At 47.5% G+C, this 22,703-nt stretch carries 23 protein-coding genes; 22 read left to right on the forward strand and 1 reads right to left on the reverse strand.

Features of this window, described 5'->3' with window-relative positions:
* Positions 1 to 34 precede the first annotated feature (34 nt).
* The 21 genes from F4V51_RS11390 to F4V51_RS11485 all read left to right on the forward strand — a co-directional run bounded on the left by F4V51_RS11390 (position 35) and on the right by F4V51_RS11485 (position 20,801).
* Positions 35 to 1,090, forward strand: a complete 1,056-nt coding sequence (locus tag F4V51_RS11390; protein WP_153978041.1) for a helix-turn-helix domain-containing protein — start codon at positions 35 to 37, stop codon at positions 1,088 to 1,090.
* 73 nt (positions 1,091 to 1,163) lie between these two features.
* A complete protein-coding gene (locus F4V51_RS28825; protein WP_164764158.1) occupies positions 1,164 to 1,328 on the forward strand; it encodes a hypothetical protein in 165 nt (54 codons plus the stop codon).
* A 149-nt stretch (positions 1,329 to 1,477) separates the two neighbouring features.
* Complete coding sequence (locus tag F4V51_RS11395) at positions 1,478 to 1,969, forward strand: YajQ family cyclic di-GMP-binding protein (RefSeq protein WP_153978042.1); 492 nt, start codon at positions 1,478 to 1,480, stop codon at positions 1,967 to 1,969.
* Positions 1,970 to 2,291: 322 nt separating this feature from the next.
* Complete coding sequence (gene pgsA, locus F4V51_RS11400; RefSeq protein WP_153978043.1) at positions 2,292 to 2,879, forward strand: CDP-diacylglycerol--glycerol-3-phosphate 3-phosphatidyltransferase; 588 nt, start codon at positions 2,292 to 2,294, stop codon at positions 2,877 to 2,879.
* 108 nt (positions 2,880 to 2,987) lie between these two features.
* A complete protein-coding gene (locus F4V51_RS11405; protein ID WP_153978044.1) occupies positions 2,988 to 4,244 on the forward strand; it encodes a competence/damage-inducible protein A in 1,257 nt (418 codons plus the stop codon).
* Positions 4,245 to 4,480: 236 nt separating this feature from the next.
* Positions 4,481 to 5,545 carry a recombinase RecA gene (gene recA / locus F4V51_RS11410; RefSeq protein WP_095287695.1) on the forward strand — a complete coding sequence of 355 codons (1,065 nt, stop codon included), beginning with the start codon at positions 4,481 to 4,483 and terminating at the stop codon, positions 5,543 to 5,545.
* 279 nt (positions 5,546 to 5,824) lie between these two features.
* Positions 5,825 to 6,562, forward strand: coding sequence for a regulatory protein RecX (locus F4V51_RS11415; RefSeq protein WP_153978045.1), 738 nt, complete (start codon positions 5,825 to 5,827; stop codon positions 6,560 to 6,562).
* 306 nt (positions 6,563 to 6,868) lie between these two features.
* Positions 6,869 to 8,410, forward strand: coding sequence for a ribonuclease Y (gene rny, locus F4V51_RS11420; protein WP_153978046.1), 1,542 nt, complete (start codon positions 6,869 to 6,871; stop codon positions 8,408 to 8,410).
* 156 nt (positions 8,411 to 8,566) lie between these two features.
* A complete protein-coding gene (locus tag F4V51_RS11425; protein ID WP_095358572.1) occupies positions 8,567 to 9,361 on the forward strand; it encodes a TIGR00282 family metallophosphoesterase in 795 nt (264 codons plus the stop codon).
* Between the two features lie 117 nt (positions 9,362 to 9,478).
* Entirely contained in the window at positions 9,479 to 9,739 is a 261-nt protein-coding gene (locus F4V51_RS11430; RefSeq protein ID WP_019005392.1) for a stage V sporulation protein S, read from the forward strand.
* A 103-nt stretch (positions 9,740 to 9,842) separates the two neighbouring features.
* Complete coding sequence (locus tag F4V51_RS11435) at positions 9,843 to 10,808, forward strand: dipeptidase (RefSeq protein WP_153978047.1); 966 nt, start codon at positions 9,843 to 9,845, stop codon at positions 10,806 to 10,808.
* 200 nt (positions 10,809 to 11,008) lie between these two features.
* Complete coding sequence (gene pduL / locus F4V51_RS11440; RefSeq protein ID WP_017689107.1) at positions 11,009 to 11,581, forward strand: phosphate propanoyltransferase; 573 nt, start codon at positions 11,009 to 11,011, stop codon at positions 11,579 to 11,581.
* Between the two features lie 413 nt (positions 11,582 to 11,994).
* Entirely contained in the window at positions 11,995 to 13,551 is a 1,557-nt protein-coding gene (miaB, locus tag F4V51_RS11445) for a tRNA (N6-isopentenyl adenosine(37)-C2)-methylthiotransferase MiaB (protein ID WP_127536216.1), read from the forward strand.
* A gap of 266 nt (positions 13,552 to 13,817) precedes the next feature.
* Complete coding sequence (locus F4V51_RS11450) at positions 13,818 to 14,231, forward strand: YlbF/YmcA family competence regulator (RefSeq protein WP_095287792.1); 414 nt, start codon at positions 13,818 to 13,820, stop codon at positions 14,229 to 14,231.
* Between the two features lie 298 nt (positions 14,232 to 14,529).
* Positions 14,530 to 14,955, forward strand: a complete 426-nt coding sequence (locus F4V51_RS11455) for a PaaI family thioesterase (protein ID WP_153978048.1) — start codon at positions 14,530 to 14,532, stop codon at positions 14,953 to 14,955.
* Positions 14,956 to 15,013: 58 nt separating this feature from the next.
* Complete coding sequence (locus tag F4V51_RS11460) at positions 15,014 to 15,817, forward strand: NUDIX hydrolase (RefSeq protein ID WP_095287688.1); 804 nt, start codon at positions 15,014 to 15,016, stop codon at positions 15,815 to 15,817.
* Between the two features lie 71 nt (positions 15,818 to 15,888).
* Positions 15,889 to 16,452 (forward strand): cysteine hydrolase family protein, encoded by a 564-nt coding sequence (locus tag F4V51_RS11465; RefSeq protein WP_153978049.1) that lies wholly within the window; start codon positions 15,889 to 15,891, stop codon positions 16,450 to 16,452.
* Between the two features lie 165 nt (positions 16,453 to 16,617).
* Positions 16,618 to 18,072, forward strand: a complete 1,455-nt coding sequence (locus F4V51_RS11470) for a nicotinate phosphoribosyltransferase (RefSeq protein WP_153978050.1) — start codon at positions 16,618 to 16,620, stop codon at positions 18,070 to 18,072.
* A gap of 383 nt (positions 18,073 to 18,455) precedes the next feature.
* On the forward strand, positions 18,456 to 19,109 hold the full coding sequence (locus F4V51_RS11475; RefSeq protein WP_153978051.1) for a hypothetical protein: 654 nt from the start codon (positions 18,456 to 18,458) through the stop codon (positions 19,107 to 19,109).
* Between the two features lie 37 nt (positions 19,110 to 19,146).
* On the forward strand, positions 19,147 to 20,166 hold the full coding sequence (locus F4V51_RS11480) for an acrylyl-CoA reductase family protein (RefSeq protein ID WP_153978052.1): 1,020 nt from the start codon (positions 19,147 to 19,149) through the stop codon (positions 20,164 to 20,166).
* A gap of 77 nt (positions 20,167 to 20,243) precedes the next feature.
* The gene (locus F4V51_RS11485) at positions 20,244 to 20,801 is read left to right on the forward strand and encodes a hypothetical protein (RefSeq protein ID WP_153978053.1); all 558 of its coding nucleotides are present in this window, start codon (positions 20,244 to 20,246) and stop codon (positions 20,799 to 20,801) included.
* 99 nt (positions 20,802 to 20,900) lie between these two features.
* On the opposite strand, the gene F4V51_RS11490 is transcribed toward F4V51_RS11485, so the two are convergent.
* Positions 20,901 to 21,419: a MogA/MoaB family molybdenum cofactor biosynthesis protein gene (locus F4V51_RS11490; protein WP_095287682.1), complete on the reverse strand. Its 519-nt coding sequence runs from the start codon at positions 21,417 to 21,419 to the stop codon at positions 20,901 to 20,903.
* A gap of 173 nt (positions 21,420 to 21,592) precedes the next feature.
* Here F4V51_RS11490 and F4V51_RS11495 point away from each other — a divergent pair, with 173 nt between their 5' ends.
* Positions 21,593 to 22,663: a CobW family GTP-binding protein gene (locus F4V51_RS11495; RefSeq protein WP_153978054.1), complete on the forward strand. Its 1,071-nt coding sequence runs from the start codon at positions 21,593 to 21,595 to the stop codon at positions 22,661 to 22,663.
* Positions 22,664 to 22,703 lie beyond the last annotated feature (40 nt).

Consider the following 22,703-nt stretch of genomic DNA (forward strand, 5'->3'; position numbering starts at 1 on the left):
AAAGAGAAAAAGATAAACATAAGGAGGAGATAGCATGTCTGAACTGGGTCAGCAGTTAAGAGAGGCCCGGCTGCAAAAAGGGATGAGTCTCGACGATGTACAGGAAATGACTAAAATTCGCAAGAGGTACTTGGAAGCAATAGAGGCTGGGGACTATAAAGTGCTTCCTGGCAGCTTCTACGTGCGAGCTTTCATTAAAACCTATGCGGAGACGGTGGGACTAAACCCTGATGAGCTGCTGGAGGGACACAAGAAAGATGTACCGGCAGAGGAAACGGAAGCAACCATGGAGCCCGTGATTCAAAAACGGTCGAGTCGACCTGTGGAGCGCAGCAATCGATGGATGTCTGTAGCGTTAATGTGGACATTTCCGATTCTGATTGTTGCCTTGCTGTACGTGTATGTAGTCATGAACAGGGATGACGCGGATACACAAGGCGTGGATCAAACCAAAATTACAGATAGTGAGCAAACGCCGAATGATCAACCGGATGAGACGACGGATAACGGTCAAGCGTCTACTCCACCGGATAACGAATCTGGAGGACAAGAAACCGGTCAACCAGAAGGAGAAGCAGGCGGCAATGGTGGGGGTACTGACGTGACTGGTGAGGGTACCGAAGGTCAGACGGACGAACAAACTCCGGATGACACCGAAGACCAAGAGCCTGCAGATAATGCTGGGACTGTAACGGTTGCTGAAGATGGTAAATCCGGTAATATTACAAATTTCAAAGTAAACGGAAGTGCAGGTAAACCGGTTAAGGTTACCATTAATGCTTCAGGTCAGAGCTGGCTGGAAGTGTACAAAGGTGAGAATTCAAGCGGAGAAAAACTGCAATTTGGTATGACAGCCGATGGAGACAGTATGTCGTTTGATCTGGATAGTACCGGCTTGTACATTAAGTCTGGATATGCTGCGGCTACGACCATTGAAGTTGGTGGGCAAGTCGTAACAGATGGTAAGGCCACGAACCGGATTCGTCTCCAATTGGGAGATGAAAGCACAGGCGCGTCGTCCGGAACGAATGCGAACTCTGTCGAAGGCTCCGATGCAGGAACCGAAGGCTCTGCCACAAGCGGCGAATAAGGGCTTTAACTGCGGGGGACAATAAGGTTGTCTTCACTAGCAGTTAACTTTCGGTAAAGCGAGGTGGATGGCTATGACAGTCAGCTGGATCGTCACAGGTTTAGGAATCATTGTCAGCCTCCTGGGTTATTATTTGACTCCAAGCGCTTGGGGTTACGGAATTTTGGGCTTCGGACTTGCGCACGTCGTTCTGGGTGTGCTCGACATGTTCAGACAGCCCAACCGCAGCCGATATTAGATTGCTGTGCGTTAAAGCATTTTTGGTTACTGCAAAAGCGGTGGCTGAAAATGCTTTTTCGTTTGTTTACCCCTCAAAATTAGACTTTTCCGGGGCGAATCCTCTATAATGTTACACAGAACAAATGATTAATTGAAAGGGTGACCAGATTGAGCTCAGAAAATTCGTTCGACATCGTGTCCAAAATGGACTTGCAGGAATTAACGAATGCCGTTACACAGACCGAAAAGGAAATCAGCACACGTTACGATTTTAAAGGCAGCAAAAGCAGCTTGAAGCTGGATAAGGATGCATTGACAATCGTATCCGACGATGAGACCAAACTTAAGGCTGTCATTGATGTACTTCAATCCAAAATGGCCAAGCGGAATCTGCCGCTCAAGAACATTGACTATGGCAAAGTGGAGCCAGCTTCATCCGGGACAGTGCGCCAGCGTCTGAGTTTTAAACAGGGGATTGACCAGGATGTCGCCAAAAAGATCAATATTCTGATTCGTGATTCCAAAATGAAAGTGAAGAGCCAGATTCAAGGGGACCAGCTCCGGGTAACTGGTAAGAGTAAAAATGATTTGCAAGCGGTTATGCAGCTTTTGAATGGTGCCAATCTGCCTCTTGATTTGCAATATACCAATTTCAAATAAGTTTGTTACGTCCATTTTTGTTGTGAAAAACGTGTTTTGACACTGCAATTGGCGTATATTATACTAAGTGTGCATTGCTAGCAATCAAGCATAAAGCCCAGTCATCATCGTTTTGCTGACTTTGTGAAAAGCAGTACATCTTTTGGAGGTCGCCGGAACGTTTTAAACGATTTTGCGTTTGAACGGTTGACTTTATTTTTTGCGTTTTTACATATGAGATCCGTGGTGTACTCAGTGCATTTTACATGTTCACCTTCCGAATGATGGATACGGGATTAAGATGATTGTTTGAAGTATTGGAGGATAAGAGGGAGGGCGTCTTGTGAATTTACCCAACCGGATTACGCTTGCACGAATTTGCTTAATCCCTTTTTTAATGGTGTTTCTGCTCGTGGACTTTCCATTTTATCCGGAGCCTATGCAGATTGGAAGTTTTTCGCTTCCGTATAATCAGCTGATCGCTGCTATTATCTTTATCATTGCAGCCAGTACGGATGGAATTGATGGATACCTGGCACGGAAAAACAATATGGTCACCAATTTGGGCAAGCTGCTCGATCCGCTGGCTGACAAGCTGTTAGTGACTGCAGTACTCATTTCACTTGTTGAGATGGGTAAGCTGGATTCATGGATCGCTGTTGTCATTATCAGCCGGGAGTTTGCGGTGACCGGCCTTCGCCAAATTGCTCTGCTGGATGGATCGGTTGTGGCGGCCAGCAGCTGGGGCAAACTGAAAACCGTAATACAGATCGTAGCCATCGTTTTGCTTCTGCTTAACAACTTCCCGTTCTCTTATACGGGCGTACATGTTGATGTTATAGCCGTTTGGGCGGCAGCGATCATTACGATTTGGTCCGGCATTGATTATTTCATCAAAAACAAAAATTTGCTTAATTTATCAAAAGCGTAAAAGTTTAAGGTAAAACGGGTAATTTATGAAGGACAGCTTGCGCAAAGGGCAATAGGAAAACATCCTATTGCCCTTTGATCACTCACATTGTATACAGGAGGATGCTGAATGAAGGCAGAAATTATCGCAGTCGGAACAGAGTTGCTGCTCGGACAGATCGTAAATACGAATGCCAGATATTTATCCCGTGAATTGGCTGCTATCGGGATTGATGTTTATTTTCAAACTGTAGTAGGGGACAATCTGAATCGTCTAAGTGAAGCTATTCGAATTGCCCAAGGGCGTGCTGACGTCATTTTGTTCTCAGGCGGTATCGGACCTACGCAGGATGATCTAACCAAGGATGCCATAGCAGCAGTGTTGGGACGCAGCCTACATATTGATCGGATGGCCATGGATAAAATCGAAAGCTTCTTCAGGGATCGCAATGTGGAGATGACGGAGAATAACCGGCGTCAAGCCATCGTGGTTGAAGGAGGGACCCCGCTGGCTAATGAAACCGGCCTTGCTGCGGGTAATGCCATCTCAGATAACGGGAAGCATTATATTGTCATGCCTGGGCCACCGAAAGAACTGATCCCCATGTTTGAGCAGGAGGTCAAACCTTGGTTGTTCCAGCATGTTCTTACGAAAGAGATGCCAATTTATTCGAAAATGCTGAAATTTGCCGGGATCGGTGAGTCGGCATTGGAAGACCGTCTGCTCGACCTGATTGATAGCCAAACCGACCCTACGATTGCACCTTATGCAAGTGAAGGAGAAGTAACGGTACGGGTGTCCACGAAGGCGCCGAGTGAGAATGAGGCCAAGCAAAAGCTGGATGCCATGGAGGTACTCATTCGGGAACGGTTGCCTGAACACCTCTACGCGAACGAGGATGTGCCTATAGAGTACACAATTGTAACCATGATGGCTGATATGGGTCTGACCCTGAGCGCCGCTGAGAGCTGTACAGGAGGGCTTGTCATGCAGAGTCTGACTTCGATTCCAGGCAGTGCTTCCATGCTCAAAGGCGGAATCGTATGTTATTCCAACGAGATCAAGGAAAAGCTGCTGAATGTTCCTCATGACTATCTGGAGGGGGAAGATGCTCCCGGGGCTGTAAGCCCTGAAGTTGCTAAAGTATTGGCTGAGCAGGTACGCATGATAGGGGATTCCGATTTTGGTCTGGCCGTTACAGGAGTAGCAGGTCCAGGTTACTCTGAGCGTAAGCCTCCAGGTCTGGTTTTTATCGCTCTTGCTGAGCGGGGAAAAGAGACGGAGATTCACGAATTGCGTATCAATGGTAATCGGGAGACGGTCCGCATCCGTTCGACCAAGGCTATTTTATACCGCTTATGGCGCAAACTCGTCGCGATGGACTAGGTATACCTTGAATTGCTTTTAAAGCGGTAATCAAGTATAATCATAGCAGACGGAAGAACCGTAGAATTAGGCATTTAGCCTTGTTTGCGGTTCTTTTTTCTGTTTCATTGCAAGTTTTGCCCAGGAAGAGGCGCCTCGGCCTTACAAAAAAAACGAATGTATGTTCGAAAAAAAGCTTGGCAAACGTGTTAAAACAAGGTATCATTATCTTATAAACAGTAAAGGGTGTGAGCATATTGTCAGACCGTCGTGCCGCGCTTGATATGGCGCTCCGTCAAATAGAGAAGCAATTTGGTAAAGGATCTATCATGAAACTGGGTGAGTCAACTCACATGCAAGTGGAAATCATACCCAGCGGATCCTTGGCTCTGGATATAGCACTTGGAACAGGCGGCTTGCCTAAAGGCCGGATTGTTGAAATATATGGACCTGAATCTTCAGGTAAAACAACTGTAGCATTGCATGCGATTGCTGAAGTGCAAAAAGTCGGTGGACAAGCTGCATTTATCGATGCCGAGCATGCACTTGATCCAACGTATGCTAGTAAACTGGGTGTTAACATTGATGAATTGCTTTTGTCCCAGCCGGATACGGGCGAACAAGCATTGGAAATTGCAGAAGCACTTGTGCGCAGTGGTGCTGTTGACATTATCGTTGTTGACTCTGTTGCTGCCTTGGTACCAAAAGCTGAGATCGAAGGCGAAATGGGGGATTCCCACGTTGGTTTGCAAGCACGTCTGATGTCTCAGGCGTTGCGTAAATTGTCTGGTGCAATCAGCAAATCCAAAACCATTGCCATCTTTATCAACCAGCTTCGTGAAAAAGTTGGCGTAATGTTTGGTAACCCTGAGACAACACCTGGTGGACGTGCCCTGAAATTCTACTCTACAGTTCGTTTGGATGTTCGCCGTATTGAGAGTATTAAATCAGGTAATGACATCATCGGGAACCGTACTCGTGTGAAGGTTGTCAAAAATAAAGTTGCACCACCGTTCAAACAAGCAGAAGTAGATATCATGTACGGTGAAGGTATCTCCAGAGAGGGTAGTATCATTGATATTGGTACAGAACTCGATATCGTTAATAAAAGCGGTGCTTGGTATTCCTATGAAGGCGAACGCCTGGGTCAAGGTCGCGAAAATGCGAAGCAGTTTATGAAAGAACATAAAGAGATCGCTCAAGTGATCGAGCAAAAAATTCGTGAAGCGAGCAATCTGACGACAGTAGTTCCAGCTCCAACGAGCGAAGATCAACAAAAAGAAGAAGCAGAAGAACAAGAATTGTTTGAGATTAACGAGTAATTCTTCCTGGCTGGGAGGCCCCAGAAGGCGTTCATTTACTGGACTTCCCGGATTGGGATGAATTGATTCGATCCTGCTAGGGAGACGGCGCGTGATCTCGCGCTGTCTAACAGCTCCTGTCCATTGGACAGGAGCTGTTAGCACATTTATTGAGTGAGCTGGTGCCGGGTGGGAATCCCGGCTTTTTGCATTTTGGTCGCAGTTTTCTTTAAGTAGATAGGTACTTCATAATCAGAAAGATAAAGAGTTGAACAAAACAAAAAGGAGGGAGAGACCTGAATGGATCAACATGATGATGATTTGTACGAAACAGCAGAACTGGAGGGGATCTCCCAATTCCCGGATAACGAAGAACTTACGATTACACGGGTAGAACGAACAAAAAGCAGGCAGGCCCGGTACCGGATCACGTTCGGTATGTACTCGATTACGGTTCTGGAAGATGTAATGATCAAATATAGAATGACCCGGGGCAACACATTTGTGAAGAAAGATCTCGAAGAGATCATAGTAGCGGATGAGCGGCAGCAAACCTATGTTCAGGCATTACGTTACTTAGAGCACAAACAGCGTACAAGGCATGAATTAAGCCAGCGACTTCGTCAGAAAGAGTTTGCAGCACCATTAATTGAAGAAGTGCTGGACCGGCTTGAGCAGGAGAAGCTTGTGGACGATGAAGGGTTTGCGAAGGAATGGACAAGGCAGCGTATGACAGGCCAGAGGAAGGGAAAACTGTGGATAAGGCAAGAGCTTCGTCAAAAGGGCATTGCCAATGAGCTCATCGTTGAAGCGCTTGAAGGCGTCGATGCGGATGTGGAGTTTGAGACAGCTTTGACCGCAGGGCGGAAGAAATGGAACCAAGTCAAAGGGGACATTGCAGAGAAGAAACGCAAAACGCTTCCCTTCTTGATGAGACGTGGATTTCCTATGGATATGGTACGTAAGGTTGTGAATTGTTTAATTGAAGAAGATGAAGCCGAAGATTCTGAAGATGACGAGTTGTTACCATGGGATTAACAGAGACTACACAGTGTACTGCATTCTCTTGACAATTTCTTTCGTCAAATACTAAAATGGACATGAGTCTGTAAGAAATGGACAACCCTTTTTCCTTCCAAAAAAGCGGTTTCGGTTTCTTAGGATTTACCCTTCATGATTATGGATTCGCTGAAGGCGGCGAATAGTACGTGGTAACATGTACACTTGAAATGAAAATCGGCGGGGGATCGCCGTAGGTATCGTTATTCCCAAACATATGTAAGCTTGAAAACAGCAAATTGACCCAAGGAGTGCCTTGGAGGAACCAACGAGGAGGTGAACAGTATGAATCCTGCAATCACGATCGTTCTCGTTGTGGCCGCGCTCGTTATTGGGTTCGGAGTCGGATATTTTATTCGCAAATCTCTTGCAGAGGCTAAAATCTCCAGTGCGGAACAAGCTGCCGTACAGATTGTTGAGAACGCGAAGAAAGAGGCAGAAGCACAGAAGAAAGAGACGGTGCTGGAAGCAAAGGATGAGATTCATCGCATTCGGGCCGAAGCTGAAAAAGACACTCGTGAACGTCGGAACGAAATTCAACGACAAGAAAGACGATTGTTGCAAAAAGAAGAGTCGCTGGATAAAAAGATGGAATCACTCGAACGTAAAGAAGAGCAAGTGGCCAACAAAGAGAAACGTATTGATGAGACACAGCAGCAGATCGAAATGATCTACAAAAATCAGGTGACGGAGCTGGAGCGTATTTCCAACCTCACCATGGAAGATGCACGCAGTATCATACTGTCCAACGTAGAACAGGAAGTTCGTCATGAGACGGCTCAAATGATCAAGGACATTGAACAGCAGGCGAAGGAAGAAGCGGACAAGAAATCCCGCGAAATTATTACCCTTGCCATTCAGCGTTGTGCGGCTGACCATGTGGCAGAGACAACCGTATCTGTTGTCACTTTGCCTAACGAAGAAATGAAAGGCCGGATTATCGGTCGTGAAGGACGTAACATCCGTGCACTTGAAACCCTTACGGGGATTGACCTTATTATCGATGATACGCCAGAAGCAGTTATTCTGTCGGGCTTTGACCCGATCCGTCGTGAGATTGCCCGTACTGCCCTCGAGAAATTGGTAGCTGACGGACGCATTCACCCGGCACGCATTGAAGAGATGGTGGAGAAATCCCGCAAAGAAGTGGACGAGCGCATCCGTGAATATGGTGAGCAAGCTACCTTTGAAGTGGGTGTACATGGTCTGCATCCGGATCTGATCAAAATACTGGGCCGGTTGAAGTTCCGTACAAGTTACGGTCAGAACGTCTTGAAGCATTCGATGGAAGTCGCTTATCTGGCTGGACTGATGGCTGGCGAACTCGGAGAAGACGTTACACTTGCAAGACGTGCAGGTCTACTGCATGACATCGGTAAAGCGCTGGATCACGAAGTGGAAGGATCACACGTTGAAATCGGCGTGGAGCTGGCGAAGAAATACAAAGAACATCCGGTAGTAATCAACAGTATCGCGTCCCATCACGGGGATTGCGAAGCAACTTCGGTCATTGCCATGCTGGTTGGTGCAGCAGATGCACTGTCTGCAGCAAGACCGGGTGCTCGCCGCGAAACACTGGAAACGTATATCAAGCGACTGGAGAAACTGGAAGAGATTTCGGAATCGTTCGAAGGTGTCGAGAAATCGTATGCCATTCAAGCTGGACGCGAAGTTCGCGTTATGGTGCAGCCTGAGAAAATCGACGATGCGGAAGCATTCCGTCTCGCACGTGACATCACGAAGATGATCGAGAATGAACTCGATTATCCGGGTCATATCAAAGTCACCGTCATCCGGGAAACCCGGGCGGTTGAATACGCTAAATAGAGCTTTACGGAAAAGTGGCCGCTGTAGTGGGCCACTTTTCCTGTTGAAAGCCCGGTAATGGGCTTGATTGGACGAACTAATGGGTTAGGGATACCCGCAAAGGCTTGATGCTGGTTATACCAAGTTAAGCTTGCGGGGAATTAAGGAGGCAATGCAATGAAAGTGCTGTTTATCGGTGATATTGTGGGTAATGTTGGACGTAAGGCTTTGAAGGAGAACTTGCCATATCTGAAGACGAAATATAAACCACATGTGGTTATTGTAAATGGGGAAAATGCAGCAGCTGGCCGTGGAATCACGGGGGCTATTGCCAACGAATTTTTCAACTGGGGTGTGCACGGGATTACGCTTGGCAACCATACTTGGGACAATAAGGACATTTTTGATTTTATAGATGACGAACCACGCATGATCCGACCTGCCAACTTTCCACCAGGAACACCAGGCAGAGGATACACGGTGGTCAAGGGTGAAGGCAAGGAGCTGGCGATCGTGAATTTGCAGGGTCGTACGTTTTTACCTGCACTTGATTGCCCATTCCGCGTTGCGGATGAGATTGTGGATGAATTGCGCCGGGATCATAAATGCATTTTGGTTGATATGCATGCCGAGGCGACATCCGAGAAAATTGCCATGGGCTGGCATCTGGATGGGCGTGCGTCACTGGTAGTAGGCACACATACACATGTACAAAGCAACGATGACCGTATTTTACCGGGTGGGACAGCATACTTGACGGATGCAGGCATGGTTGGGCCGCGTGACGGTATACTCGGTATGGAGCGTGAAGCGGTGCTGCGGAAATTTTACACCCAGCTGCCGGTACGCTTTGTAGTTGATGACGGCAAGTGGCATTTCCACGGTGTATTCGTTGAAATTGACGAGTCCACAGGTGCAGCAACGAAAATTGAAAAAATCCGACTGATGGAAGACGAGTGGCGCATGGAATAGGGGTATTGTCCCATTTTGCAAGGAAACCCGTCTAAAAAGAAGGAATTTTTTTACCTCCCGCGAATAACATCTAGTAAGTGGAAACAAACATTCAACATTCCCAGGGAGGTACTTACCATGGAAGTATTAAAAGTTTCAGCAAAGTCCAATCCCAATTCCGTAGCCGGCGCACTTGCAGGAGTTCTTCGTGAACGTGGAAATGCTGAACTGCAGGCCATTGGAGCGGGAGCACTGAACCAAGCCATTAAAGCGGTAGCGATAGCCCGGGGATTTGTAGCACCAAGCGGAGTTGACTTGATTTGTATTCCAGCTTTTACAGACATTGTGATAGACGGTGAGGATCGAACGGCCATTAAGCTGATTGTGGAGCCCAGATAATACATGTGATCATGCATTGAACCTGTTTACAGAGTAGACAGGTTTTTTTGCATTCTGTCTATAGGTTTAATACGAATTAGGGTTTACATAGGGAGGGTTAATCATGACCAAGTGGCAAGTAGCCGATTTTCACTGTGATGCGCTCAGCAAAATGTTAATGCAATCTGAACTGTCCTTCGAGGATGGTGCCGCACTGGATGTCAATCTGGAGCGGATGATGCAAGGGAATGTGGCTCTGCAGGCATTTGCCATTTATTTGCCTGAAGTGCTCGGTAGGGGCAAGTTTGAACATGTGGTTGGTCAGCTGGAAGTATATCGCACACGTGTGGAGAAGAGCCCTGAACGGCTTAGGGGCGTAAACCAATTATTATGGCGGGAACAGGTTGGTGAGGTCGGTCAAACGTCAAATCCTTGGGGGCTGTTGACGCTGGAAGGTGTAGACGGACTCGAGGGGAACCTGTTTTATCTAGAGCTATGTTACCAAATGGGAGTAAGGATAGTAGGGCTCACCTGGAATTATGCCAACTGGGCAGCTGATGGTGTGTTGGAGAAGCGCGGAGCAGGATTGACCGAGAGGGGCAGGGAGCTGGTCCGTCTTTGTAACCGGATTGGCATGCTGCTGGATGTGTCACATCTCACGGAGAGGGGATTCTGGGAACTGGCTGATCTGAGTGAGCGTCCGTTTATTGCTTCGCATTCCAATAGCTATACGGTTTGTCCAAATGTGCGTAATCTGAAGGATGACCAGATCCGGGCGATCATTGCACGGGAAGGGCGAATTGGGCTAACGTTTGTTCCCTGGTTTGTGAAGCAGGAGGGAGAAGTTAGAATCGAACATTTGCTGCCTCATATTGAACAGATCTGTTCGCTTGGCGGGGAGCAGCACCTGATGATGGGCTCGGATTTTGATGGCATACCCACATACATTCAAGATCTTGAACACACTGGCCAGTACCCGAGGCTGATCGAAAACCTTCTCCAACATTACGACGAGAAGCTGGTACGCGGCTGGTTGTGGGATAATGCCATGAGTTATCTTGGGAAACATCTGCCTGAGGGGAATTTGTAATAAACACCAATTACTACAGCGAGAGCACTGCATTCACTACAGATTGTTTTACAGAATAAGGATATTATTGATAGTGAAATAAGTGTATTTCATGAATTTTCAGCAGTTCGTTTTCATTTCACGTCAAAAAGGGGTATAATACCATTGGATTGTTAAGAGCCTAATCGTAGGCCACAGATAAACAAGGAGTGAAATTCACGATGAGTAAAACAGTACCAGTGGGCGTATCTGCCCGTCACATTCATGTATCCCAAGAGCACGTTGAAATTTTGTTTGGTAAAGGCTACGAATTGACTGAGTTTAAACCTCTGTCCCAACCTGGTCAATATGCTGCGAACGAAACAGTAGCAGTTATCGGTTCCAAAGGACAGTTTGATAAAGTGCGTATCCTTGGACCTGTGCGTCCTGAGACACAACTGGAAATCTCGATGACAGACTCTTTCGCCATTGGCGTTAAGGCACCTGTTCGCGAGTCCGGAAGCATTGAAGGTACACCTGGTATCACGATCAAAGGCCCAGCTGGTGAAGTTACGATTGATAAAGGTGTTATCGTTGCTGCCCGTCATATCCACTTCCATACTTCCGATGCTGCTAAATGGGGTATCGAAGACAAACAAATGCTGAAAGTTCGCCTTGGCGGAGATCGTGGACTGGTACTTGAAAATGTACTGGCTCGTGTATCTGACTCTTTCGCATTGGACATGCATATTGACACAGATGAAGCAAATGCTGCTGGCGCTCGTAACGGCGACACTGCTGAAATCATCGACTAATCAAATGAACCGACATTCAACTGAGTTTTCTTCGGTTGGTGTAACTTAAAAAAACCTGAGTACATCCTGGTAAGCTGTTTTACACAGCGAAGGGGGTTGTGCTCGGGTTTTTGTGTATTTTGTGTCACGTATGACGCAGAGTTTGTATGGTAGGATAGTTAAATCAATGGCGGCTTGGAATGTGGAATTACAGCCCAGTTCATGTTATAATTTGATGTAATGCTCTTTTGGTGCATATTGCATGAAATCGATAAGAATCCAAGAGAGATAACGAAGTTAGAAATATGAGATGGTGACTTTTTTTGTAGAGGTTGCTGCTCATATCGAACGTATATACAACTGCCTGATGCAGCGTGTTGTCTTAAGAACTTGAAACTTTTATTAATAGAGGCTGTAAGGAGTGACCGAAGGAAATGGCTAAAGACTCAAAAAAGGATTACTCCCAGTATTTTGATTTCTCCGATGCCAAAGTAATTTCGCAAGATGAATTCAGCAAAAAGATTCGAATTCGGGGCCGTGAGATCAACATCAAGTCGGAGCCTAATCATCGTCAGGAGAAACAACGGGGCAAGGAAGACGTTCAGGTGCTCTATGAGAATGCAGTGCCGGATGAACTGAAAACGATTGGTAAAGGCAAACACTATATCGTATACACGTACGGCTGTCAGATGAACGAGCATGATTCCGAGACCATTAAGGGACTCCTGGAATCCATGGGTTATCAGGCAACCGAGGACCGCAAAGAAGCGGACATTATATTGCTGAACACATGTGCCATCCGTGAAAATGCGGAAGATAAGGTGTTTGGTGAGCTGGGTCACCTCAAAACGCTGAAAACGGAGCGTCCAGGACTGCTGCTTGGCGTATGCGGGTGCATGTCTCAGGAAGAAGGTGTCGTGAACCGGATCATGCAAAAGCATGGCTTTGTGGATATGATCTTTGGTACGCATAACGTTCACCGATTGCCACATCTGATTCAGGAAGCACTCTTCAGCAAGGAAATGGTTGTTGAGGTTTGGTCCAAGGAAGGCGACATTATCGAGAACCTGCCGAAGAAACGTGAAGGCATGCGCGGCTGGGTGAATATCATGTATGGCTGTGACAAATTCTGTACATATTGCATCGTTCCATTTACACGGGGGAAAGAGCGCAGTCGCAGACCGGAAGATGTAATCGCCGAGGTTCGTGAGCTGGCAAGACAGGGATTCAAGGAAATCACATTGCTGGGGCAGAACGTGAATGCTTATGGCAAGGATTTTACGGATCTGAAATACAGCTTCGGTGACCTGATGGACGATATTCGCAAAATCGACATTCCGCGTGTGCGGTTTACAACCAGTCACCCTCGTGATTTCGATGATCGACTGATTGAGGTGCTTGCCAAGGGCGGAAACCTGGTGGAACATATCCACTTGCCAGTACAGTCTGGTAGCACGGAAGTGTTGAAGCGCATGAGCCGTAAGTACAGCCGTGAACACTATCTCCAGCTGGCGGATAAGATTAAGAGAGCGATCCCTAATGTCGTTCTGACCACGGACATTATCGTGGGTTTCCCAGGTGAGACAGATGAGCAGTTCGAAGACACGTTGTCACTGGTGCGCGAAGTAGGGTATGACTTTGCTTATACCTTTATCTATTCTCCTCGCGAAGGTACGCCTGCTGCGGTGATGGAGGATAACGTGCCGATGGAAGTGAAGAAGGAACGTTTGAAACGCCTGAATGAAACCATCAACGAATACAGCCACAGAAGCAATGAACAGCAGCGTGGCAAGATCGTTGAAGTGCTCGTCGAGGGTGAGAGCAAGCGGAATTCCAACGTCCTGGCAGGACGTACACGCAGTAATAAGCTGGTACATTTCGAAGGACCCAAAGAATTGATTGGTACTTTTGTGAACGTGGAAATTACCGATCCGATGACTTTTTATATCCGTGGCAACCTGCTTACCGAGCCGGTAGCCGCTAATCAGTAATACTCAACACAACCGAATAAGATGAATGTTGGGTTTGCACGTAGTGGAGAGTGCAGTGCCAATCTGGAAAAGCGTAGCGTTCGCCTTTACAACCGGATTTTACCCTATGAAAATTAGTTCAGAAAATCCGGGGGTAACAGCGATTGAAAGATGGCAATGTAATCGGAGCGGCTGATGCGAAAATAAACATTCATCTTATAATATCTCATAGAAATGGAGCGATTTCAGTGGCGCAGGAAGAAGAAGTGCAGTACAACCATTATGGAATGCCTACCTACGATACGCGCAATCTGGTCATACGCGACGACATTATGGGAAAAGCCAAAGAATTGGCTGATATGCTCGGCACAAGCGAGGAAGTAAGACATTTCCAACAGGCTGAGTCCAAAATTCGCGATCATGAGCGTATCCAGCAATTGATTGCAACAATCAAGAAGAAACAGAAGGAGATCGTTGCCTTCGAAAGCTTCAAAAATGCTGAGATGGTCAGCAAAATTGAACAGGAAATTGAAGAATTGCAGGATGAACTGGACAGCATCCCATTGGTAACCGAGTTCCAGCAGAGCCAAAGCGATATCAACTACCTGCTTCAACTTGTCATCTCTGTCATTCGGGATACCGTTTCCGAAAAAGTGAATGTGGAGGCAGGCACGGATTCACCTCCGACCAGCTGCGGTTAATGGACAAGAAGGGTGCGGACGCGGTCCGTGCCTTTTTTGACTTATAGGAAGAGGGAGCTAACACAATCGATCTTGAAATACATTTCGAAGAGCTCCACGCAGTGGGGTTCTTTTGTGCGTGTACGGTTGACGAACGCCTAACAGGAATAAGACCAGGCTGGCAAGAGCAGGCTTATTAGTAATGACCAACGGTATGAAGGAGATAGCATCCGAGAGTCCGCAGCAGAATTACAGGTGCAATAAAAATTATAGACAACTTAGTCGATAACATTAATGTGCAACAAAGGGGAAATGGAAAATGGATATTTTGGATAAAATGGTCGAAGAGGGCAGTGAACGATTCTGGGGGTTCCTGGGTTGTCGTTATATCAAAGGAAATGAAAAGGAAGTACAGATCGCATTAACGGCTGGCGAACATCATACGAATTCGATGGGGATTATTCACGGCGGAGTGCTTACTTCCCTGATGGATCAAGCGATGGGGATGGTAGCCACTGCAGCAATGGCCGTGGACAGCTGCGTGACGACCAATCTGAATGTGCATTTTCTGGCACCGATGAAACAGGGGGAGTTAATGGTGACAGCAACGGTGCTGCACCAAGCCGGACGGAGCCTCACCGCTCAAGCGGAAATTCGTGATGCATCAGGTACATTGGGATGTATGGCAACAGCCACATTCCGTGTAGCACGATCAAAAACACCAAGCACAGAATCCAAAGGTTGACAAACGGCATAATTATGTCATAATGAGATTATCAAAATGAAAGTAGTCGGTGGTGCCCATGAGCGAAAACTACGAACACGTCAATGAAGAGAACGATGAACAGGCAGCACTTGCCTATAGTTCCAAGAAATATCGTACCCCCGATGGCGTTCCTGCGGATATCGTGATGTTCACCTTAACCAAGAGAGAACGCAAGACGGTAACCAAGACACTTCCCATTCGTGAACTGAAAGTGATGCTGATCAAGCGCAAAGGCTGGCCTTTTGCAGGTCGCTGGGCTTTGCCCGGTGGATTCTGTCAGGAAAATGAGTCCATCTATGATGCTGCTAAGCGGGAGCTAATGGAGGAGACCGGTGTCGACGGCGGACATCTGGAATATCTAAATGTATATAGTCAACCCGGGCGTGATCCGAGGGGATGGATCATCTCTCATGCATTTTTCGCGCTTGTAGAAGAATGGATGCTGGAGCATCGCCAGGCGGCAGATGATGCTGAAGATGTAGGCCTGTTTACCATACAGGAAGCATTGCAGGAGCTGGAGCTTGCCTTTGATCACCGGACAATCATTGAGGATGCATATCGCCGCATACAGCAGCAGATGCTGGAAACGACGATTGCAAGACAGTTTCTGCCGCGTGATTTTACGTTAAGCGAATTATACCAGGTCATTCAGAGTGTGGTACCAGATTTTGAAGAACCAAACTTCATTCGGAAAATCACTTCCACTCGCAGTCGAAAAGGGATTGTGGAAGAGGTGCGAGACGAAGAAGGGAACCTGCTAAGCTCCAACCAGTACTCACAGCGTCCGGCACAGCTTTATCGTTTCACGGAACTTGTACCCCGTCTGTCGATCTATACTTAATTTCGGAAGGTTCATCATTAAGGAGTGTATCTGGATCAACCCAACCTATTTCTCAAAAGGGAGTGTGGACGATGAAAGCACTGATTGTGATTGATTTTACCCGTGATTTCGTAGACGGATCCTTGCCTGTAGGCCAGCCTGCGATCGAGATTGAGGAGACAGTTGCCGCGATAACGGAAGCATATTGTAATAATAAGCATGAAGTCATCATGGCAGTTGATCTGCATGAAGAGAGTGATCCGTACCATCCGGAAACGGCTCTTTTCCCACCGCATAATGTTAGAGGGACTGAGGGAAGGCAGCTATATGGCCGTCTGGCACAGGTGATGCAGGAACGTCATGAAGATATTCGGTGGATGGACAAAACAAGATACAGCGCATTCTGTGGTACAGACCTGGAACTCAGGCTGCGTGAACGCGGGATTACAGACATTGCACTGATTGGGGTATGTACGGATATTTGCGTTCTGCATACGGCAGTGGATGCGTACAACAAAGGTTTTCACATTACGGTGTATGAAGATGCCGTTGCCAGCTTCAACCCGGCGGGACATGAATGGGCACTCGGACATTTTCAATCAAGCCTTGGGGCTCAGGTCATTAAGGCCAGTGAGACCGTACTTGCAAGGGCTTAGCCTGGGTTCAGCGATGGTGTTAATAAAATGATGATGAGCAGGAAATAATCCGGAGACTCGTATCCTTACACATGTTCTGATACAAAAGTAAGGAGTCTCCACATGTTGACCCGAGTGCACAGGATACACTTGTGTAACGAGCGGAAGTCAGAGAGGATGAGACAAATGCAGACGACTAGCCTGGCTTTACATACGGATAAATATCAAATTAATATGATGTATGCACACTGGGTGAATGGAACTCACAAACGAAAAGCGGTGTTTGAAGCCTATTTCCGCAAGCTTCCTTTTGGTAACGGTTATGCCGTATTCGCCGGATTGGAACGGATTGTGAACTATATCAGCCAGCTTCGCTTCACCATGGAAGACATCAAGTATTTATCCAAACAAGAGGAAAATTACGATCCGGTCTTTCTGGAAGAGTTGCTCCAGTTTTCATTTCAGGGGACAATTCATTCCATGAAGGAAGGTGCGCTCGTTTTCCCTGATGAACCGCTCATTCGGGTAGAAGGCTCCATTATGGAGACCCAACTGGTGGAGACGGCAATACTTAACTTCATGAACTATCAGACGTTGATTGCAACGAAGGCGTCGCGGATCAAACAGGTGGCGAGTCAGGACACGCTGCTAGAATTCGGAACCAGGCGGGCTCAGGAAGCTGATGCAGCCATATGGGGTGCTCGGGCATCATATGTCGCGGGATTCCATGCAACGTCCAACATGCTGGCAGGAGAACGTTTTGGCATTCCGACAGCAGGAACACATGCCCACTCTTGGGTACAGAGTTTCATGAGTGAGCAGGAGGCGTTTGACGTCTATGCCAAAGTGCTGCCCGATCAGGTGACCTTGCTCGTAGATACCTTTGATACCCTGAACAGTGGAGTACCTCATGCGATCAAAACCGCCAAAATGCTCGAAAGCCAGGGCAAGAAAATGAATGCCATCCGTCTGGATAGCGGTGACCTTGCCTACCTGTCCATTCAGGCACGTCAAATGCTGGATGAGGCAGGACTGGATTACGTTAAAATTGTGGCGTCCAATGACCTGGATGAGAACACGATCTTCAACCTGAAAGCTCAGGGCGCTCGCATCGATACATGGGGCGTGGGTACACAGCTGATTACAGCATCCGATCAGCCATCCCTTGGCGGTGTTTACAAACTGGTCGAACGTGAAGTGGATGGTGCGATGCTGCCAACGATCAAAATATCGGCCAACCCCGAGAAGGTATCCACCCCAGGCAAAAAAGAAGTATTCCGGATCATTGATCCGAAGCATGGCAAGGCCATTGCAGACTATATCTGCTATCCTGGAGAAGAACAGCCGCTTCAGGGCGGGCCGCTCAAGCTGTTCAACCCGCTACACCCGTATCTCAAAAAGACCGTAACGCGCTATGAAGCGGTAAATATGCTTGAACCAATCTTTGTGAATGGGTTGAAAGTATATGATCTGCCTACCCTGGATGAAATCCGCAGATACCATCGTGAACAGATGGATCTGTTCTGGCCAGAGTATTTGCGTAAACTCAATCCGGAGATTTACCGTGTGAACATCAGTCCGGCCGCATGGAATATGAAGCAGAAGCTGATTGCTGAACACGTACAATTTACAGAGGAATGAGAACAGAAGAAGGCATAATCGGTATATTTACCGAGTTATGCCTTTTTGGTTTCAGATTTGTTCTGCAGCCGTTCATCGACTGCAGCAGGCTTGGTTTTATGAATTCATGCGGCTGTGTCCAACTTCATGACAGATGGTCTAGGAGTCGCAGTATACTAAGGATTGAAGATAGAATGTAATTGGACATGGCTTCATTATTTCTCGGGAAATGGTAAAAGACGTCAAAATTCTACATCGTTCAGAAATTATGGATCTGCATAGTCTTAAGGAGTGGCACATGGACATCACGGACAGAATCCAATTCGCGAGCAATTCTAGAATCGTACGTTTTCTGTTTCAAGCCTGCAGCCTCGGGGGATGAAAAATTGAGGGAGGTGTTCATCGTGAAATGGATCTTGGGAATGATCTGGCTTGCCTTCTTGGCATATGCATGGATTTGGGCGCCTGGAAAGCAGGTGGGGAGCGATCCTGTGTTCAGAGAGCTGATTACGCTGCAGAGCAAGGAAGCATGGTTGATGACCGTGTTCTCATGGCTGGGCATTTATCCAGCGATCTTTGCATGTCTCCTGTTGAAAACACCTGCCAATGAGCGTGGAAGCCGTATGCCTGTTTGGCCGTTCGTGCTCTTGTCTTTTGGCTTGGGAGCCTTTGCCCTGCTTCCTTATTTCGCATGGTCGTCACCAAAGCGGAGTAGACGGGGAACGGAACAGCTTCATTTTGGCTATCGTCGCAGATCTATCATTGGGCGGATTGCAGGACACAAACTGACGTATGGTATACTTTTATTGTTGACGTTGGGTACGGCATGCTACGGATTCATTCAAGGCCATCCGGCTGTATATATGGAAGCATTCAGGCAATCTTCCTTTGTACATATTATGACGATTGATTTTGTTGTGCTGACACTGCTCTCCGTTATTGCAATCTATAGGGATGCCGTGTTCAGCCGCAGATCGCGTGTATGGGCATTAACAGGATTGGTGCCACTGATTGGACCGCTCGTGTATTTGCTAGTGGATAGAAGAAGTACAGCTTAAGATCAGAAAAATCACCAAACATAAGGAGAGGATTTACATGGAGAATACGTTTCCGGCATATGTCGTTCGAAGTCAAGAACAAGGCGGAGTTAAGGCAGCGGTAGAACAGTTGAAAAAAGAAGATCTGCCGAATGGAGATGTGACTGTGCAAGTACAGTATTCCAGTGTCAATTATAAGGATGGACTCGCTACAATCGAAAAAGGCGGAGTTGTTCGTGAATATCCCATGGTACCTGGCATCGACTTGGCAGGTATGGTAGAAGAGTCCGTAAGTGGACGATTTGCCCCGGGTGACCGGGTGATCAGCACAGGCTTTGAGCCAGGGGTGTCTCATTTTGGAGGCTACAGCAGATACGCTCGTCTACGGAGCGAGTGGCTGGTTCCGCTGCCACCAGGTCTCAGCGAGAAGGAAGCGATGGCAATCGGTACAGCTGGCTTTACGGCGGCGTTGTCGGTAGATGCTTTACTTCAGGCAGGGGTTACACCAGACATGGGCAAGATTTTGGTTACGGGAGCAACCGGCGGCGTTGGGAGTATGGCCGTGGCCATTCTGGCGAAGCTTGGCTTTGAAGTAACAGCTAGTACCGGAAAAAAGAAAGAGCAGGAGAAGCTGCTTATAGATCTTGGAGCCTCACACGTTATTACACGCGAAGAAGCTGACGCTCCGGCCAAAGGGGCGATGGGCAAACAGCTGTGGGCAGGGGTTGTGGATCCTGCTGCAGGCCCGGCACTGGCCGAACGCCTGAAACAGGTTCAATATGGTGGTGCCGTTGCTGTATCCGGATTGACTGCTGGATCCCGGTTTGAATCTACCGTATTTCCGTTTATCATACGGGGCATTCAGTTAATCGGGATTGATTCAGTGTATTGTCCGATGGAGAGACGGGAACGCTTGTGGAACCTCCTTGGCGGGGATTGGAAGCCGGATCGTGCGCTGGAGCTGGGCATTCAGGAGATCACCTGGGCACAGCTGCCACACACGCTGGAGAACATTTTGCAGGGTGGCGCGGTCGGTCGTACCGTGGTAAATACGTTGGCAGACATACCAACCGAATAAGATTCTTTTCTCCTAGACATGCTAATCCTACCTAAGATTGCCACGAAGCAAGAAGTGGTGCGAAAGGAAGGGAACGTATGCGTGTTGAAAAAGAAGGAACGCGGTGGGCAGTAGAAAGAGGTTCGAGGTCCTTGTTTGCTGGAGTTATGATCGTACTATGCCTGGGATCGCTTATTGCCTGTTCAAATGAATCAGTTCAGCAGGAGCGAAAGGTGTACAGTGGGCAAGCTACGGAAGAGGGCAACATGAGAGCCAAGAGTCAGGGACACGGCTTAAACGGACCACTGATACAGGAGCTGGATAAAGCTTTTGCCACCAAAGACATCAAGTTAATGAACAACATGTCCGCAGATGATGGCGAAGGTGGAATCTCCTATATGTACCTGCTGAATGGCAGCGGCCGACATATTGTGAAGGTTCACATTTTTGGTGATCCGGACACACGAACCGCACGAATGAAAGAAATGTACGGGATTTCTGACGAGCAGGCAGTGATTGAAAATGCACTTGGCCAAACAACGATTCGAAGCAAAGGGTATGTGTCACTTGTATACACCGCTTCAGGTGGAGAGAAGGACATTTATGAAGAAAAGGTAACCCAAGTGTTTCAGCATGTTCTGAATCAGTTGAACTGATCCCAAAGGCAGGAAAAGCAGCAGCATCGTCAAACTTAGTTGTTCATTCATGGGATGAATTAAATAAATGGATAAAAAATAACAAACCCGTCTGATGATTCAGACGGGTTTGTATATTTCGCGCATCACATGCCGCAGCTCTGGAATAATGATTTTTTCCATTGCAAGCTTGACTGCACCTTTGGAGCCCGGCATTGAGAAAACAGCCGTACGTCCAATCGTTCCGGCTACGGCTCTGCTCAGAATCGCAGCTGAACCGATATCCTCGGTATAACTGAGGAAACGAAAGATTTCACCAAAGCCGGGCAGTTCCTTGTCAAGCAGGGAGGATACGGCTTCATACGTTGTATCTCTGGGAGCAATCCCGGTACCCCCACTGAGCAGTACGGCTTCAATATCATCCCGTACGGCTGCATCCTGCAGAATGGTGCGGATACGCTCGGTTTCGTCTGGCGTAATGATATATTCGGCTATTTCATATCCTGCCTCGGTCAGCAGTTGATGCATGAGTTGTCCGCTGGTATCCGTGTCTTTGGTGCGGGTATCGGATACGGTGACAATCATGCAAGAGACCTTGTCCGGTGCTTCTTGACGATGTTGTTCCACTGAGTTGGTCATGAGACACCCTCCTAATCCATATTTTCTCATAGCATAGACCATTCGGCAGTTTCAGGCAATGCGCGGCCGGAAAGAATTGCTCCATATTGCACATTGAATGCAGGATGGTGTACACTCGCAAGATATAGAACTAGTATGTTTCACACAATGGTCAGCCAGAGAGGTGTATAGCAATGAGTGTAACGAGTGAAAAAGAAAAGTCTGTACCCGTATATATATTGTCAGGTTTTTTGGGGAGCGGAAAAACGACGCTTCTTGTGCAGTTGATTGAACATTGGCAGCAAGCAGGCTTGCGTCCTGCAGTAGTCATGAACGAGCTTGGTGAGGTAAACCTCGATGGTCAGGTGGTAGATGCTGAAGTACCCATGACCGAAATGCTCGGGGGCTGCATCTGTTGTACGGTTCGAGGAGACCTGGGACTTCAGCTTGCTGATCTTGTGCAGGAGGAGTCGCCGGATGTCATTGTCATTGAAGCGACGGGAGCAGCCAACCCGATGGAAATTCTGGATGCCGTGACAGAGACGTCCCTGTATATGCGTCTTGAGCTGAAAAGTCTGATTACCGTTGTGGATGCAGCACATCTGTCTGGCTTGTACCAAGAGCAGAAGGGACAGACGTTCAAGCTGATGCAGGAGCAGATTCGCTGTGCCTCGGTACTGATTCTGAACAAAACAGACCGGGTTGGTGAACAGGAAATAAGTGATCTGCAGCAGCTGCTCACGAAGTGGAACGGTTTTGCCCCGGTTATTCAAGCCGTGAGATGTGAAGTCGACATGGATATGCTCCTTCAAAGTGGGGAGGGTGTGCATGCCTATCAGGCTGCAGCTGAATCGGATCATCAAGAGGCTGCGACAGAGCATGTCCATACTGAGGCATGTTCAGAGCATGGTTGTGGTCATAGTCATGAACATCACCATGAACATCATCATGAAAATCACACCCCGCACGCATCACATGAGCATGTTATGGTGTATACGCACTATTTCAACCAACCGGTGAACAGCGAAGCTTTTGAGCGGTTTATAGCTGGATTGCCGCGGGATGTTTACCGAGCCAAGGGCATTCTCTCCTTTAGTGATACAGCTAGCCGCTTCTGGTTTCAGTATGCATATCGGGAATCGGACTATATGAAAATCACTCCTCAGGGAGACGTGCCCAATGTGGCTGTGTTCATAGGTGAGCATTTTGACCAGGCTGTTATTCGTCATCAATTACTGGAAATGGAATCCATAAATCAGGCTTGATGATTCAAGGTTCCTCCGAACTGGGTATTAAGAAGCATAG

This window comes from Paenibacillus xylanilyticus (assembly GCF_009664365.1).
Lineage (GTDB): Bacteria > Bacillota > Bacilli > Paenibacillales > Paenibacillaceae > Paenibacillus > Paenibacillus xylanilyticus_A.

Coding starts and splice junctions, on each gene's coding strand:
- F4V51_RS11480 (WP_153978052.1), top strand. CDS start 19,147: ATGGAGAATACGTTTCCGGCATATGTCGTTCGAAGTCAAGAACAAGGC.
- F4V51_RS11390 (WP_153978041.1), top strand. CDS start 35: ATGTCTGAACTGGGTCAGCAGTTAAGAGAGGCCCGGCTGCAAAAAGGG.
- miaB (WP_127536216.1), top strand. CDS start 11,995: ATGGCTAAAGACTCAAAAAAGGATTACTCCCAGTATTTTGATTTCTCC.
- F4V51_RS11450 (WP_095287792.1), top strand. CDS start 13,818: ATGCCTACCTACGATACGCGCAATCTGGTCATACGCGACGACATTATG.
- F4V51_RS11460 (WP_095287688.1), top strand. CDS start 15,014: ATGAGCGAAAACTACGAACACGTCAATGAAGAGAACGATGAACAGGCA.
- F4V51_RS11495 (WP_153978054.1), top strand. CDS start 21,593: ATGAGTGTAACGAGTGAAAAAGAAAAGTCTGTACCCGTATATATATTG.
- F4V51_RS11415 (WP_153978045.1), top strand. CDS start 5,825: ATGGATCAACATGATGATGATTTGTACGAAACAGCAGAACTGGAGGGG.
- F4V51_RS28825 (WP_164764158.1), top strand. CDS start 1,164: ATGACAGTCAGCTGGATCGTCACAGGTTTAGGAATCATTGTCAGCCTC.
- F4V51_RS11405 (WP_153978044.1), top strand. CDS start 2,988: ATGAAGGCAGAAATTATCGCAGTCGGAACAGAGTTGCTGCTCGGACAG.
- F4V51_RS11430 (WP_019005392.1), top strand. CDS start 9,479: ATGGAAGTATTAAAAGTTTCAGCAAAGTCCAATCCCAATTCCGTAGCC.
- F4V51_RS11435 (WP_153978047.1), top strand. CDS start 9,843: ATGACCAAGTGGCAAGTAGCCGATTTTCACTGTGATGCGCTCAGCAAA.
- F4V51_RS11425 (WP_095358572.1), top strand. CDS start 8,567: ATGAAAGTGCTGTTTATCGGTGATATTGTGGGTAATGTTGGACGTAAG.
- rny (WP_153978046.1), top strand. CDS start 6,869: ATGAATCCTGCAATCACGATCGTTCTCGTTGTGGCCGCGCTCGTTATT.
- F4V51_RS11455 (WP_153978048.1), top strand. CDS start 14,530: ATGGATATTTTGGATAAAATGGTCGAAGAGGGCAGTGAACGATTCTGG.
- pduL (WP_017689107.1), top strand. CDS start 11,009: ATGAGTAAAACAGTACCAGTGGGCGTATCTGCCCGTCACATTCATGTA.
- F4V51_RS11465 (WP_153978049.1), top strand. CDS start 15,889: ATGAAAGCACTGATTGTGATTGATTTTACCCGTGATTTCGTAGACGGA.
- F4V51_RS11485 (WP_153978053.1), top strand. CDS start 20,244: ATGCGTGTTGAAAAAGAAGGAACGCGGTGGGCAGTAGAAAGAGGTTCG.
- F4V51_RS11470 (WP_153978050.1), top strand. CDS start 16,618: ATGCAGACGACTAGCCTGGCTTTACATACGGATAAATATCAAATTAAT.
- F4V51_RS11490 (WP_095287682.1), bottom strand. CDS start 21,419: ATGACCAACTCAGTGGAACAACATCGTCAAGAAGCACCGGACAAGGTC.